Raw genomic sequence first — 13113 nt, forward strand, 5'->3', positions numbered from 1 at the left:
CGATAGGAGTAAAAGCCCGGCGGGATTATTTTTGACTGACCGGTCTCGAACGCTCTTCAGAAAAGTTTTCCAAGGCCGATGGTTAAGCTGCATCCCGCTTTCTACCCTGCCTATCGGTACTTTCCCATGTTCAACAAACGCCTCAAGCAAGAGCTGGCTACGCTTCGTGAAGAACTCTCCAGCCTGCTGCAAGTGAAGGAAAGCCTGGAAAGCGAGATGCTGGTGCTGACCCTGGAACCCGATGGCCGGATTCAGTCGGTCAATCAGAACTTCCTCGGCGAGATGCTCTACAAGAGCCAGGATCTGGTGGGGCGCGCCATTGAAGATATCGTTCCGGCGCACGTGAAGGCCGACGACTTTCATCACCGTTTCAAGGCCGCACTGACCCGTGGCGAGCATTTCGCCGGAGCCGTGCGCCTGTTGCGTGGTAATGGCGAAGAGGCGTGGCTGCGCTCCATCGTGCAGCCGGTGCGCTCTTCGGACGGGCGGATCAAGCATTTCTCGATCTTCTCCAGCGACCTGACCCGCACCATCGAAGCCTCCCGCGAACACGAAAACCTGATCGGTGCCTTGGTGCGTTCGACGGCGGTGATCGAGTTCGACCTCAATGGCAACGTGCTCAATGCCAACGAGCGCTTTCTGCATGGCATGGGTTACAGCCTGGCGCAGATCAAAGGCAAACATCACCGGATGTTCTGTACGCCCGAGGAGTACAACAGCGCCGAGTACCATAATTTCTGGCGTCGCCTGAACAACGGCGAGTTTGTCGCCAACCGCTTCAAGCGGGTCGACAGCCATGGTCGTACGGTGTGGCTGGAGGCGTCCTACAACCCGGTGGTCGATGCCAACAACAAACTGTACAAAGTGGTGAAATTCGCCACGGTGATCACCGATCAGGTCAACCGCGAACAAGCGGTTGCCGACGCGGCGAGCATTGCCTACAGCACTTCGCAGCAAACCGACAACACCGCGCAACGGGGCACTGCGGTGGTCACCGAGGCGGTGAATGTGATGCGCGATCTGTCGCGCCACATGCAGGCGGCCGGTGAGGGCATCGAGGCCCTGAACGAGCAGTCGCAGGTGATCGGCACCATCGTCAAAACCATCAGTGGCATTGCCGAACAGACCAACCTGCTGGCGCTCAACGCCGCCATCGAAGCGGCTCGTGCCGGCGAACAGGGACGGGGCTTTGCGGTGGTGGCCGACGAAGTGCGACAACTGGCCTCGCGCACCAGTCAGGCGACCGAAGAGATCGTCACCGTGGTGCGGCAGAACCAGGAAATGGCGCGCAACGCCGTGGCCCTGATGACCGATGGCAAGCTGCAGGCCGAGCAGGGCCTGGCGCTGGCGGCGGAGGCGGGCACGGTGATCGTCGAGATCCAGGACGGCGCGCAGAAAGTGGTGGATGCGGTCGGCCAGTTTGCCAATCAACTGAGCAACTGATCCACCCGCCAATACCTGTAGGAGCTGTCGAGTGAAACGAGGCTGCGATCTTTTGATCTTGATCTGAATTCCAGCAGCAGAGCCAGAATCAAAAGATCGCAGCGTGCCGCAGCTCCTACAGGTTTTCACCCGCAGCTGGCGCTACAATCTGTTCCTTTTCCCCGGAGCAGATCCCCATGAGCGCCTCTCACCGCCGCCCGGTTCCCTTGAACAAAGCCTACCGCCTGCTCAATCACGGGCCGACCGTGCTGGTCAGCGCTGCCCATGACGGCCAGCGCAACATCATGGCCGCCGCCTGGGCGATGCCGCTGGATTTCGAACCGCCGAAAGTCGCCGTCGTCCTCGACAAGTCCACCTGGACCCGCCAGTTGCTCGAAGCGTCCGGCACTTTTGTGCTCAACGTGCCGTGCGTCAATCAGGCTGACATCGTGCAAACAGTCGGCAATACCTCGGGGCTGGAGATCCGGCAGAATCAGGAGCTGGACAAGTTTCAGGCTTACGGCTTGCAAACCTTTACCGGTGAAACCGTTGAGGCGCCGTTGCTCGAAGGCTGCGTGGCCTGGCTCGAATGCCGCTTGCTGCCCGAACCGCGCAACCACGAGCAATATGACCTGTTCCTCGCCGAAGTCATCGCCGCTCAGGCTGATGAACGGGTGTTCAGCGATGGGCGTTGGCATTTCGACGGGCACGACGGTTTGCGCACGCTGCATCATGTGGCCGGCGGGCATTTCCTGACGATTGGCGATGCGGTGGACGGTAAAACCCTGCCGCTATGATCTGAACCTGATGGAAAACCAGCGCCGGATGTAGCAAGGTGTGGGGCATCGTCGAACCAATCAGGCGCCCGCCCCATGGACCTTTCGCTTTCTGGCTATCTCGCTCCGTTGCTGTCGCTGGCGCTGTTGTGGACGGTCGCGGTGGTCACCCCCGGCCCGAACTTTTTCAACATCGCCCAATTGGCGGTCAGCCGCTCGCGCCGTCATGGTGTGGTAGCGGCGCTCGGCGTCGCCAGCGGAACCGTGCTGTGGGGCCTTGCCGGCGGCTTGGGTATTCAGACCTTGTTCAGCGCGGCGCCAACCCTGTACCTGAGCTTCAAGATCGCCGGTGGCTGCTACCTGATCTATCTCGGCCTCAAGCAGTTCAAACGCAAAGCGCCGATTGCCGCCGGTACGCTGGATGAGTCGCAACAGACCCTGCTGGGCGCCTACGGGCGGGGCTTTCTGGGCAACATGACCAACCCCAAGTCGGCACTGTTCGTCGCCACCATCTTCGCCACCGCGATGCCGGCCCACGTCCCGCCGCTACTGCTGACGCTGGCCGTGCTGACCATGGCCACGCTGTCGTTCAGCTGGTATTGCAGCGTCGCGCTGTTCTTCGCCAGCCGCCGGATTGCGAGTGTTTACGTGCGTTCACGGCAATGGCTGGATCGCCTGGCCGGTGGTTGTTATCTGCTGTTTGGGGCGCATCTGGTGGCTAATCGCTGAGCCGTAGTTCCTGGATGGGAAAACTGTTTGGCCTCGTAAGCTTCGATAAGGCTGATCATGCTGTCAAAGTGATCACCTTCAGGAGTGCCCGGCACTGGCTCGTTGTCGAAAAGTGCAGACACGTCTTTGAGCGCCGCACGATAGTCTTCTTCGTTATGAATTGGGCGTGCGTTCATGGATTACTTCACTTCAAAGGGGGGGGGCTGCCTCTAGGGCAACAAGGCACGCCAGGTCTATTCTGGACAACGCCAGGAATTAAGAATCCGATGCCTGCCCGGCATCGGATTTTTAATGCATTGCGATAACTACGCGACCGGCTGAACGTTATCCAGCGCCTGATTCACCGCCAGCTCACTGAGCATGACGATTTGCGCGATGCCTAGCGCGGTCTTGCGGTGCGAGGTGTCCAGTACGGCGGCGAAGTTGTTGAGCATTTCGGTGACCGAGCCTAGTGTTTCGCTGGCATTGGCCAGTAGGGATTCGGTGTCATACACCGGGTTGGCAAGGTACATAGGTTCGTAACTGCGCGTAGGCGCCATCATGTGGGCGGCGGGCTTGAGGTAATGATCAAGGGCACGGTCGGCGGCTTCGTGGAGCTTTTTGCTGTCGATGGAGGCGTAAGGAGAGGTTGGGTCGATATCTGTTTCGGGGGGATTGGGTGTTGGCTTTTTCATGGTGTTCTCCGATCAGGATTAGAGCTGACCCATTCGGTTTCCGAACGAAAGGGTGGCAGCTGTACGCAGGTTGGAAACCCGGGGAACGGAGAACCCGGTTGACCCGAAGGTCTCCCGCGCACAGCCGCCATAACGGAGTGCACACATTGAAGTGCGCAAGGATACGTTATGAAAGGAGCTTGTGCGCTCGGTTCTACTCGGGGTTTCCAATCCCGGCCGCTGAATTGGCAGCGACGTTCACAGGCTAGAGAGCTGACGTCCGACGGACAACCTGAAAACCTTGTGGGACGGTTCTGCGTTTGCTTGGCCGTTATTAAACATCCTGATTTGAAATACGCAGTGTGTTGCGCAAAAGGCCTGCCTTGCGGCAGGCCTTTTCTTCAACCCTTTTCACCTCAATCCCCCAACGCTTCCCCTTCACGCCGTGGATCCGCGCCACCTTCCAGCGAGGCTTTCCCTTGCGCATCCTTGATCCGCACGATCGCCTGCGTGCCGCTGGTCATGTCGATGTCATTCACCGCATGGCCCTTGTCTTTCAACGCTTGAATCAGCTCCGGGCTGAACTGGCCTTGTTCCAGTTCGGTCGGGCCGTTGCGGCTGCCGAAGTTGGGCAGGCTGATGGCGCTTTGCGGGTCGAGGTTCCAGTCGAGCAGGCCGAGGGTGGTCTTGGCCACGTATTCGATGATCTGCGAACCGCCCGGCGAGCCGACGCTGGCGAGGAATTCGCCGCTGTTGCGGTCGAAGATCAGCGTCGGCGCCATCGACGAGCGTGGGCGTTTGCCGGGTTCGACGCGGTTGGCGACTTTCTGCCCGTTCTCTTCGGGGATGAACGAGAAGTCGGTCATCTGATTGTTCAGCAAAAAGCCCTGCACCATCAGGTGCGAGCCGAACGCCGCTTCGATGGTGGTGGTCATCGACACCGCGCCACCGAGGTCATCCACCGCCACCACTTGCGAGGTGGAGATGCGCAGCGGCGAGCGATCCGGCGCGTAGGCCACCTGCACGCCCGGCGGTGTGCCCGGCTTGGCGCTGCCCATGCTGCGCTCGCCGATCAGGCTGGCGCGGCTGGCCAGATAACCCGGGTCGACCAGACCTTTGACCGGTACCGGAACGAAATCGGTGTCGGCGACGTATTGCGCGCGGTCGGCGTAGGCCAGGCGTTCGGCTTCGGCGATCAGGTGCACGGCTTGCGGTGCCGGTTCGATGCCGGCGGGTTTGTCGGTTTTCACCGGTTTGAGCGGTGTCAGCGACAGGCGCGGGTCGCGGGTTTCCAGCGCCTGCAAGGTGCCGAGAATCTGCGCCACGGCGATCCCGCCCGAAGACGGCGGCGGCATGCCGCAGACCTGCCAGCGTTTGTAGTCGGTGCACAGCGGCGCGCGCTCTTTGGCCTGATAGCGCTGAAGATCATTCAGTGACAGGCTGCCGGGATTGGCGTGGCCCTGCACCTTGGCGACGATCTCTTCGGCGATCGGACCTTTGTACAGCGCGTCCGGACCTTCCGTGGCGATGCGCTTGAGCACGGCGGCCAATGCCGGGTTTTGCAGACGGGTGCCGACGGCTTTGACGCTGCCGTCGCGGTTGAGGAAGTAGGCGGCCATGTCCGGTGATTTACGGATCACCGGGTCGGATTCCAGCAGCGAATGCAGGCGCGGTGAAATCGCAAAGCCCTGCTCGGCGAGTTTGATCGCCGGCTCGAACAGCGTGGCCCATGGCAGGCGACCGTGTTGTTTGTGTGCCATTTCCAGCGCACGCAACACGCCCGGAGTGCCCACCGAGCGACCGCCGATCTGCGCCTGCGGGAACGGCATCGGTTTGCCGTCGGCCTGCAGGAACAGCTTCTCGGTGGCACCCGCCGGTGCGGTTTCGCGTCCGTCGTAGGTACGCACCTGTTTGCCGTCCCACAACACGATCATCGCACCGCCACCGATCCCGGAGGATTGTGGCTCGACCAGGGTCAGCACTGCTTGCATGGCAATCGCCGCATCAATCGCCGAACCACCCTTGCGCAGCATTTCGCGACCGGCCTCGGCGGCCAGCGGATTGGCGGCAGCGGCCATGTGTTTACTGGCGTGGCGAGTCTGCAGATCGGTGCGATAGCCCGAGGCGGCTTCCGGCGCCAGCGGCAAGGTCGAGGAGGGCGGGGCGTTGCACGCGGTGAGGGTCAGGGCGCTGATGATCAGCGTCAGGGCAGGCAGGCGAAAGCGGCTCAGGGGCAGGGCTGGAAACACGTGGGCTCTCCGTCCATGGGGTGAAAGGTCTGACGGACTTTATCGACCGCTCGGTCGCGACGCAAACCGGTGGGCATTTTTGTCTTTCTTTTCCGGGCGGATATTCGCTAGGGTCAACCGCAATTGATCGGACGCATACGATCCCTTGTAGGAGTGAGCCTGCTCGCGATAGCGTCATCACATTCAACATCATTGCTGACTGACCCACCGCTATCGCGAGCAGGCTCACTCCTACACAGGTCAAGCCATAAAAATCACAAGAGGCCGATATGCACAGCGAGTTTCCAACCCAGTCCAGTTACCGCCAACAACGCGAAGCGTTTCTGGCGGCTGCAACAGCTGCCGGCGCAATCCTGACTTCATTCGCCCATCCGCGTTGCGGACCGTTTGGCGAACCACTGAGCACCGATGTCGCGGTGCTCGGAGACCCGCAAGCAAAGCGCCGGCTGGTGGCGCTCAGCGGCACTCACGGAGTCGAGGGCTATTACGGCTCGGATTGCCAGATCGACTGGCTGAAGACTTTCGTGCCGGGCTCGCTGCCCAAGGATGTCGCGGTAGTGATGATTCACCTGATCAACCCCTGGGGTACGGCGTGGCTGCGGCGGGTCAACGAAGACAATATCGACCTCAACCGCAATCACCTGGATTTCACCGCCCCGCTACCGGACAACCGCGCCTACGCCACGCTGCACGAGATTTACGCCTGCACCGATTTGCACGGCCCCGAGCGTAAGCGCACCGATGCCTTGCTCGAAGCACAGATTGCCGAACACGGCTGGCCGGCGGTGATGTCGATTGTCGAGGGCGGTCAGCACAGTCATCCCGACGGACTGTTCTATGGCGGCCGCGCGCCGAGCTGGTCGAATCGCACCCTGCACCAGATCATCGATGCGCATTTGACCGGTGCGCAAACCGTGATGTGTTTCGACCTGCACACCGGCGCCGGCGAATACGGTCATCCGATGTTGCTGACCATCACCCAGGCGCCTTACCCGGCGTTGGCGCAAGCACAGTCGATCTACGGCCCATGGTTGTACACCTTGCACACCGGCGCCGAAACGTTGAGCGAAACCGGTGTCGCAGCGACGGCTACCGGCTACACCTCACAGGCATTGCTCAATGCGTTGCCGGGCGTGCAACTGATGCCGTTCGTGATCGAATGCGGAACCTATCCGGGCCCGGAGGTGCATCGTTATTTGCGCGATGATCACTGGTTGCATCTGCATGGCGATCCGCTGGATGCGACGGGGCGGGCGATCAAGTTGAAACTGCTGGAGCAGTTCTATCCGGCCGATCCGGATTGGCGGGCGATGGTCGGGTTGCGTACTCGGCAGATCTGGGCGAAGGGGCTGATGGCCCTGTCGGCAGAGCAGCCTGAATAGGGCAGGCCTGGCATTGTGGCGAGGAGATCAATCCCCTCACCACAGATGATGTTTTTTCGAGGCATAAAAAAACGGCCTACCTTTCGGTAAGCCGTTTTTAGTACTTGGTGGCTACACAGGGACTTGAACCCCGGACCCCAGCATTATGAATGCTATGCTCTAACCAACTGAGCTATGTAGCCAAGTGGCGCGCATTATTCCCCTGAAATGGAAAAGCGTCAAGCGTAAATTTAAAAATTTTTTCTACGCTTTCAACCGTTTATCAAAATCATGGGCCCAGCAGCGGTGAAGGACAGCGTTGGAACCAGTGGCTGGCCTGTTCATACGCGTGCGCCAGTTGCAGAACCGCGAAGTCCGCCTGATGCCGGCCGATGATCTGCAGCCCCATCGGCAACCCCTGTGCGTTGAAGCCGGCCTGGACGCTGGCTACCGGACAACCAGACAGCGTGCCGGGGATCACCACCTCCATCCAGCGATGATAAGTGTCCATGCTCACGCCTTCGATAGCGCTCGGCCATGGCTGCGTCTTGTCGAACGGGAAGACCTGCGCGCTGGGGAGCAGCAGGTAATCGTAGCGTTCGAACAACCGGGAAATCGCCCGATACCAATCGCTGCGCACCACGGATGCGGCGAACACTTCGCTGGCCGAAAGCTTCAGGCCGTTTTCCACTTCCCAGCAGGCTTCCGGTTTCAGCAAGGTGCGCTTCTGCGGATCGGCGTAGGCCGCGCCCAGCGAACCAGCGACCATCCAGTGACGCAAGGTGCGCCAACTGCTCCACAACCGCTCAGGCGCGAACCCCGGCTCAACTGACTCAACCCGGCAGCCGAGGCTTTCGAAGTCGGCAAAGGTTTTTTCGCACAGTTCGAGGATGCCGCTCTCCATCGGCAGATAGCCATTGAAGTCCCCCAGCCATCCCAATCGCGTGCCCTTGAAATCACGCTCCAGCGGCGCCGCAAAGGCCTCACCGGATTCAGCGATGGACAGCGGCGCCCGCGCATCGCCCCCGGCCTGCACCGACAGCAGCAATGCCGCATCCCTCACGCTACGCGCCATCGGTCCTTCATAGCCGAGTTGATCGAAGAACAGATCAGCACTGTCATCAAACGGCACGCGGCCCTGAGAAGGTCGAAACCCGAAGATGTTGTTGAACGCCGCCGGGTTGCGCAGCGAACCCATCATGTCGCTGCCATCGGCGACCGGCACCAGATGCATCGCCAGCGCTGCCGCCGCACCACCGCTGCTGCCGCCCGCGGTTTTGCTCGGGTCAAAGGCGCAACCAGTGGCGCCAAACAGCGGGTTGTAGCTCTGCGAGCCGAGGCCGAATTCCGGGGTGTTGGTCTTGCCAATGATGATCGCGCCAGCGGCTTTGATCCGCTCGACCATGATGCCGTCGCGCTCGGGGATAAAGTCCTTGAACAGCGGCGAGCCGAGCGTGGTGCGAATGCCCTGGGTCAGTGACAGATCCTTGATCGCGTGGGGCAGGCCGTGCATCCAGCCACGGTATTCACCGCGCGCCAGTTCGGCATCACGCGCGTCGGCCTGGGCCAGTAGAACATCGGGCGCCTGGAGGCTGATCAGCGCGTTGACCTGCGGGTTGAAACGTTCGATATGGGCAAGATAAGTCTGCATCACTTCGCGGCAGGACACCTGGCGCAGGCGGATGCGTTCGGCGAGCTCATGGGCCTGTAGCAGGACCAGTTCGCTGATGTTATTGGAATTCATGACAACGGCGCCTTTCAGACGGCTGGAGAAACGCCCCGGCCGCATGCCGGGGCGGGCAGGAATCAACGCATCAGGTTGGTCCAGAGACGGTCAGCGAGGCGGATCGCACCTTCGCCGCAGGTCTTGCTGAACACCACGTTGGTACCCTCGGGAATGTGCAGCTCCGGCGCATCCTTGAGCGCCGCATCGAGGAACGGTTCGACGCCTTTGATCGGACTCTGGTGCTTGAGGAAGTTCTGGGTCATCGCCGAGTTTTCCGGCTGGCTGAGGAAGGCGATGAACGCCTTGGCATTTGCCGGGTTCTTGCTGCCGGTGGGGATGACCATGTTGTCGACCCAGGCCAGCACGCCTTCTTTCGGGTACAGATATTTCAGGCTCGGTTTCATTTCGCGGGCGCGCATCGACGAGCCGCCCCAGAACATCGACATGTCGATTTCACCCGAGGCGAGGTTCTCGCGGATCGAGCCGGCCTTGGAGCTGTAGGTCTTCACGAACGGTTTCTGCGCCTTGAGCAGCGTCAGCACTTGCTGCATCTGTTTCGGATCTTCGCTGCACAGCGGAATGTTCAGGTACAGGCTGGCCATGTCGACCATATCGCTGACCGAATCGAACATGTTGATCCGACCCTGCAACTCGGCTGGCGGCTCGTACAAAACCTTGTAGCTATCGGCCGGCCCTTGGTAGCGCGCACTGTCGAGGACCACGCTGGTGGTGCCCCAGATGAATGGCACCGAATACGCGCCTTCAGGGTCCCAGCTCGGTTTTTTCAGGTTATCCACAACGCTGGCGTAGTACGGTTCCTTGACCGGATCGAAACGCTCGAGCAGGTTTTCCTTGATCAGAATCGGGATGAACTGGTGCGACGGAATCGCCACGTCATAGCCCGCGCCGCCCTGTTTCAGCTTGGCCAGCAGGGTCTCGTTGGAGTCGTAGGAATCGACCGTGACTTCGATGCCCGTCTGCTTCTGGAACTTGGCGAGAATCTCCGGCGAGAAGTAGCCGCTCCAGCTCACCACGTTGAGTTTTTCCGCGGCCTGAACGCTGCCGGTCATGACCAGCGGCACAATCAGGAACAACCCGGTGCCGACGCTTTTCATCCACTTGCTCATGTTATTTCCCCACGGTTCGTAGAAGGTTCAGGCGGGCTTTTTGCCCAGCAGGTAAGAGAGGCTGACGAACAGCACCGAGACGCCGAGGATCTGGGTCGAGACGGCGTTGACGTCGGGTGTCACGCCCATGCGCAACAGACCGAAGATGAAGATCGGCAACGTCGTGGTGCCGGCCTGGGAGACCATCATCGAGATCACGAAGTTATCCAGCGAGACGATGAAGGCCAGCATCAGCCCGGAAAAAATCCCTGGCATCAGCAGCGGCAAGGTCACTTTGCGGAAGGTGCGCCACGGGCCGGCGTAGAGGTCGGCGGAGGCTTGTTCCAGCGACAGGTCCATGTCGTTGAGGCGAGCGCGGATCGGCAGGTAGGCGAACGGAATGCAGAACACCGTATGGGCGATGATCAGGTTGCCGTAACCCAGCGACAGGCCGATGGTGGAAAACAGGGCGAGCGTCGCCACACCGACGACAATTTCCGGCAGCACCAGCGGCAACATGATCGCGCCCATCGACAGCTGCAGGCCCTTGAACTTCGCTCCGCGTGAGGTTCCAAGGGCGGCGAGGGTGGCAATGGCCGTGGCGATCATGCTCGCGCAGACCGCGATCAACAGGCTGTTGCCGGCGGCCTGGCGCAGGGCCTGATTGGCGAACGCGGCGCGGTACCAGTCGAGGCTGAACCCGGTCCACACCGTCGCCGACTGGTTGGCGTTGAACGAGAACACCACCAGCACCACAATCGGCGCGTACAGGTACAGATAGAACAGGAAACTGAAGCCGCCGAAGCCGGGAAAGTCCTGTACGCCCAGCCCTTTGCGTTTGAATAGCGCGAGCATCACGCACCTCCCTTGGCGATGCGCTGGCGCTCGGCGCGCAGGGCATACACGGTCAGCACCAGCATCACCGCGGCCATCAGCACCAGCGACAACGCTGCGCCGAACGGCCAGTTACGTGCATCGCTGAACTGCCGGAAAATCAGGTTGCCGAGCATCATCCGCGTGCCGCCGCCGAGCAGTTCCGGGGCGATCATTGCACCCAGGCAGGGCACGAAGGTAAGGATGGCGCCGGCGAGGATTCCCGGTCTGGCGATTGGCAGCACCACTTTGCGCAAGGTGCGCACGCGGCCGGCATACAGATCCTGCGCCGCTTCGAGCAGACGGATATCCATCTTTTCCAGCGTCGCGTAGATCGGCAACACCACGAACGGCGCATAGGTGTAAACCAGCCCCAGCAGCACCGCGCCGTCGGTGTACAACAATTGCAACGGCTCATGGATGACACCCATGCCCATCAGGCTGTTGTTGATCACCCCGGTGTTGCGCAGCAGCAGAATCCACGCATAAGTGCGGATCAGCAGGTTGGCCCAGAACGGCACGGTAATCAGAAAGATCAGCAGGCCACGCCGATGCGCCGGTTGCATCGCCAGCCACACCGCGACCGGAAACCCGATCGCCAGGGTGATGATCGTGGTCAGGCCGGCGATGCCGATCGAGCGCAGGGCGATGATCAGGTAGGAGTCGGCGAACGCGAGGCTGTCGTCCATTTGCCGTTCGAACAGCAACGATGTGTAAGCGTCAGTGCTGAAGACTTTATTGACCCCGCCGTAGGGGTTGGCTTCCATCAGCGAATAGCCGATGACAATCAGGATCGGCACCAGCAGAAACAGGCCAATGGCGACCAGTGCGGGGCTGACTCCGAGGAAGCTCTGGAAGGCCTTGCGGCGTTCCAGCGTGTTGGCAATCGGTAAGGCGTGCATGGCAATTCCTCGGGCTCAATCGTGCAGGACGCTGGCGCTTCCCCGGTCGAACAACAGACCGGCCTGACTGCCGACCGCAAAGCGCAGGCTCTGGTCGACGCAGTTGGGCGTGCGCACGGTGAGGCGCGACCCGTCGCTGAGGCTGACCTGATATTGCAGATCGGTGCCGAGGTAGATCTGCGCTTCGATCCGGCACGGTAGCGCGGCGTCGGTGGACGCGGGCACCAGGTGCAGGCGTTCGGGACGTACCGACAAGGTCACGCTGGCGCCGACTGCCACGTCGCTGCACGCTTGCGCCGGCAGCGGATGCCCGGCCGGCCCGGCGAACCAGGCTTGGTCGTCCTCGATCTTCGTCACCGTGCCCTGAATGAAGTTGGTCTCGCCAATGAAGTCGGCAACAAAGCGATTGCGCGGGCGTTCGTAGATATCTTCCGGGCGGCCGACCTGCTGCACTTCGCCTTCGGACAACACGGCGATGCGGTCGGACATGGTCAGCGCTTCTTCCTGGTCGTGAGTGACGAAGATGAAGGTGATGCCGGTCTTGGCCTGAATGGTTTTCAGCTCTTCGCGCATGGCCTGGCGTAGCTTCAGATCGAGGGCCGACAGTGGCTCATCCAGCAGCAGGACTTTCGGATGCGGTGCCAACGCACGGGCCAGCGCCACACGTTGTTGCTGGCCGCCGGACAGCTGCGCCGGCTTGCGATTGGCGAAGCGCTCCATCTGCACCAGTGCGAGCATCTCGCGCACGCGCTCGGCGATTTGCGCTTTGTCCAGCACCTTGCCCATCGGATGCGATTCAAGCCCGAAGGCCAGGTTCTCGGCGATGGTCATGTGCGGAAACAGCGCGTAATGCTGGAACACCGTGTTGACCGGGCGCTTGAATGGCGGGCGGTCGGCGATGTTTTCGCCATACAGCAGAATCTCGCCTTCGGTGGGAAACTCGAAGCCGGCGATCATCCGCAGCAGGGTGGTCTTGCCGCAGCCGGAAGGGCCGAGCAGGGTAAAGAATTCGTTATCGCGGATGTCCAGGTCGATGTTTTTCAACGCCACCGGACCGGTGTTTGGATCACCGTAAACCTTGCGCACCGAGCGGATCGACACCGCCAGCGTTTGCAGCGAATGCAGGGCATTCATGCGTTACCTCCGATTCCCCCATCGCCTGCGATTGCGCTGCGAACCAGCGACGTCGTCGGGCCATGGATATTATTTTTCTGGGCAGGATCGAGATTGCGTACGGGGTGAAACCAGCTGTTTTTTTGTTTTGCTGTGGCTCGATTATCAGCGAGGGCTTGCGCGGGGCGAAACTTCAATTTAAA

Annotated in this window: 10 protein-coding genes, 1 tRNA gene and 3 pseudogenes; 5 read left to right on the plus strand and 9 right to left on the minus strand. The window is 61.0% G+C overall.

Annotated features, from left to right (window positions below; genetic code table 11):
- Positions 1-216 precede the first annotated feature (216 nt).
- From JN524_RS27610 to JN524_RS26285, 4 genes and pseudogenes are all read left to right on the plus strand, one after another.
- Positions 217-903 (plus strand): annotated as a pseudogene (locus JN524_RS27610) (PAS domain-containing protein); the annotation flags it as partial.
- 102 nt (positions 904-1005) lie between these two features.
- Positions 1006-1443 (plus strand): annotated as a pseudogene (locus JN524_RS27615) (methyl-accepting chemotaxis protein); the annotation flags it as partial.
- A gap of 176 nt (positions 1444-1619) precedes the next feature.
- Positions 1620-2219 (plus strand): flavin reductase family protein, encoded by a 600-nt coding sequence (locus tag JN524_RS26280; protein ID WP_202371207.1) that lies wholly within the window; start codon positions 1620-1622, stop codon positions 2217-2219.
- Between the two features lie 75 nt (positions 2220-2294).
- Positions 2295-2927 carry a LysE family translocator gene (locus JN524_RS26285; RefSeq protein WP_202371208.1) on the plus strand — a complete coding sequence of 211 codons (633 nt, stop codon included), beginning with the start codon at positions 2295-2297 and terminating at the stop codon, positions 2925-2927.
- A 20-nt stretch (positions 2928-2947) separates the two neighbouring features.
- On the opposite strand, the pseudogene JN524_RS27300 reads toward JN524_RS26285, so the two are convergent.
- The 3 genes and pseudogenes from JN524_RS27300 to ggt all read right to left on the minus strand — a co-directional run.
- A pseudogene (locus JN524_RS27300) lies at positions 2948-3103 on the minus strand (transcriptional regulator); the annotation flags it as partial.
- A gap of 129 nt (positions 3104-3232) precedes the next feature.
- Complete coding sequence (locus tag JN524_RS26290; protein ID WP_202371209.1) at positions 3233-3601, minus strand: DUF6124 family protein; 369 nt, start codon at positions 3599-3601, stop codon at positions 3233-3235.
- A gap of 395 nt (positions 3602-3996) precedes the next feature.
- Entirely contained in the window at positions 3997-5829 is a 1833-nt protein-coding gene (gene ggt / locus JN524_RS26295; RefSeq protein WP_202371210.1) for a gamma-glutamyltransferase, read from the minus strand.
- Between the two features lie 269 nt (positions 5830-6098).
- Between ggt and JN524_RS26300 the strand changes: the two genes are divergently transcribed.
- Positions 6099-7211 carry a DUF2817 domain-containing protein gene (locus tag JN524_RS26300; RefSeq protein ID WP_202371211.1) on the plus strand — a complete coding sequence of 371 codons (1113 nt, stop codon included), beginning with the start codon at positions 6099-6101 and terminating at the stop codon, positions 7209-7211.
- 105 nt (positions 7212-7316) lie between these two features.
- On the opposite strand, the gene JN524_RS26305 is transcribed toward JN524_RS26300, so the two are convergent.
- The 6 genes from JN524_RS26305 to JN524_RS26330 all read right to left on the minus strand — a co-directional run bounded on the left by JN524_RS26305 (position 7317) and on the right by JN524_RS26330 (position 12931).
- Positions 7317-7393: transfer RNA gene (locus JN524_RS26305), tRNA-Met, on the minus strand.
- Positions 7394-7479: 86 nt separating this feature from the next.
- The gene (locus JN524_RS26310) at positions 7480-8934 is read right to left on the minus strand and encodes an amidase (RefSeq protein ID WP_202371212.1); all 1455 of its coding nucleotides are present in this window, start codon (positions 8932-8934) and stop codon (positions 7480-7482) included.
- Between the two features lie 62 nt (positions 8935-8996).
- Complete coding sequence (locus JN524_RS26315; protein WP_442964294.1) at positions 8997-10031, minus strand: ABC transporter substrate-binding protein; 1035 nt, start codon at positions 10029-10031, stop codon at positions 8997-8999.
- Positions 10032-10070: 39 nt separating this feature from the next.
- Positions 10071-10877 carry an ABC transporter permease gene (locus JN524_RS26320; protein WP_202371214.1) on the minus strand — a complete coding sequence of 269 codons (807 nt, stop codon included), beginning with the start codon at positions 10875-10877 and terminating at the stop codon, positions 10071-10073.
- Positions 10877-11797, minus strand: coding sequence for an ABC transporter permease (locus JN524_RS26325; protein ID WP_202371215.1), 921 nt, complete (start codon positions 11795-11797; stop codon positions 10877-10879). The genes JN524_RS26320 and JN524_RS26325 overlap by 1 nt, the downstream gene beginning before the upstream one ends.
- Before the next feature lie 15 nt (positions 11798-11812).
- Positions 11813-12931 carry an ABC transporter ATP-binding protein gene (locus tag JN524_RS26330; RefSeq protein WP_202371216.1) on the minus strand — a complete coding sequence of 373 codons (1119 nt, stop codon included), beginning with the start codon at positions 12929-12931 and terminating at the stop codon, positions 11813-11815.
- Positions 12932-13113 lie beyond the last annotated feature (182 nt).

The organism is Pseudomonas sp. MWU318 (assembly GCF_016756945.1).
Classification (GTDB): Bacteria; Pseudomonadota; Gammaproteobacteria; order Pseudomonadales; family Pseudomonadaceae; genus Aquipseudomonas; species Aquipseudomonas putida_A.

Coding starts and splice junctions, on each gene's coding strand:
- JN524_RS26280 (WP_202371207.1), top strand. CDS start 1,620: ATGAGCGCCTCTCACCGCCGCCCGGTTCCCTTGAACAAAGCCTACCGC.
- JN524_RS26285 (WP_202371208.1), top strand. CDS start 2,295: ATGGACCTTTCGCTTTCTGGCTATCTCGCTCCGTTGCTGTCGCTGGCG.
- JN524_RS26290 (WP_202371209.1), bottom strand. CDS start 3,601: ATGAAAAAGCCAACACCCAATCCCCCCGAAACAGATATCGACCCAACC.
- JN524_RS26300 (WP_202371211.1), top strand. CDS start 6,099: ATGCACAGCGAGTTTCCAACCCAGTCCAGTTACCGCCAACAACGCGAA.
- JN524_RS26310 (WP_202371212.1), bottom strand. CDS start 8,934: ATGAATTCCAATAACATCAGCGAACTGGTCCTGCTACAGGCCCATGAG.
- JN524_RS26315 (WP_442964294.1), bottom strand. CDS start 10,031: ATGAAAAGCGTCGGCACCGGGTTGTTCCTGATTGTGCCGCTGGTCATG.
- JN524_RS26320 (WP_202371214.1), bottom strand. CDS start 10,877: ATGCTCGCGCTATTCAAACGCAAAGGGCTGGGCGTACAGGACTTTCCC.
- JN524_RS26325 (WP_202371215.1), bottom strand. CDS start 11,797: ATGCACGCCTTACCGATTGCCAACACGCTGGAACGCCGCAAGGCCTTC.
- JN524_RS26330 (WP_202371216.1), bottom strand. CDS start 12,931: ATGAATGCCCTGCATTCGCTGCAAACGCTGGCGGTGTCGATCCGCTCG.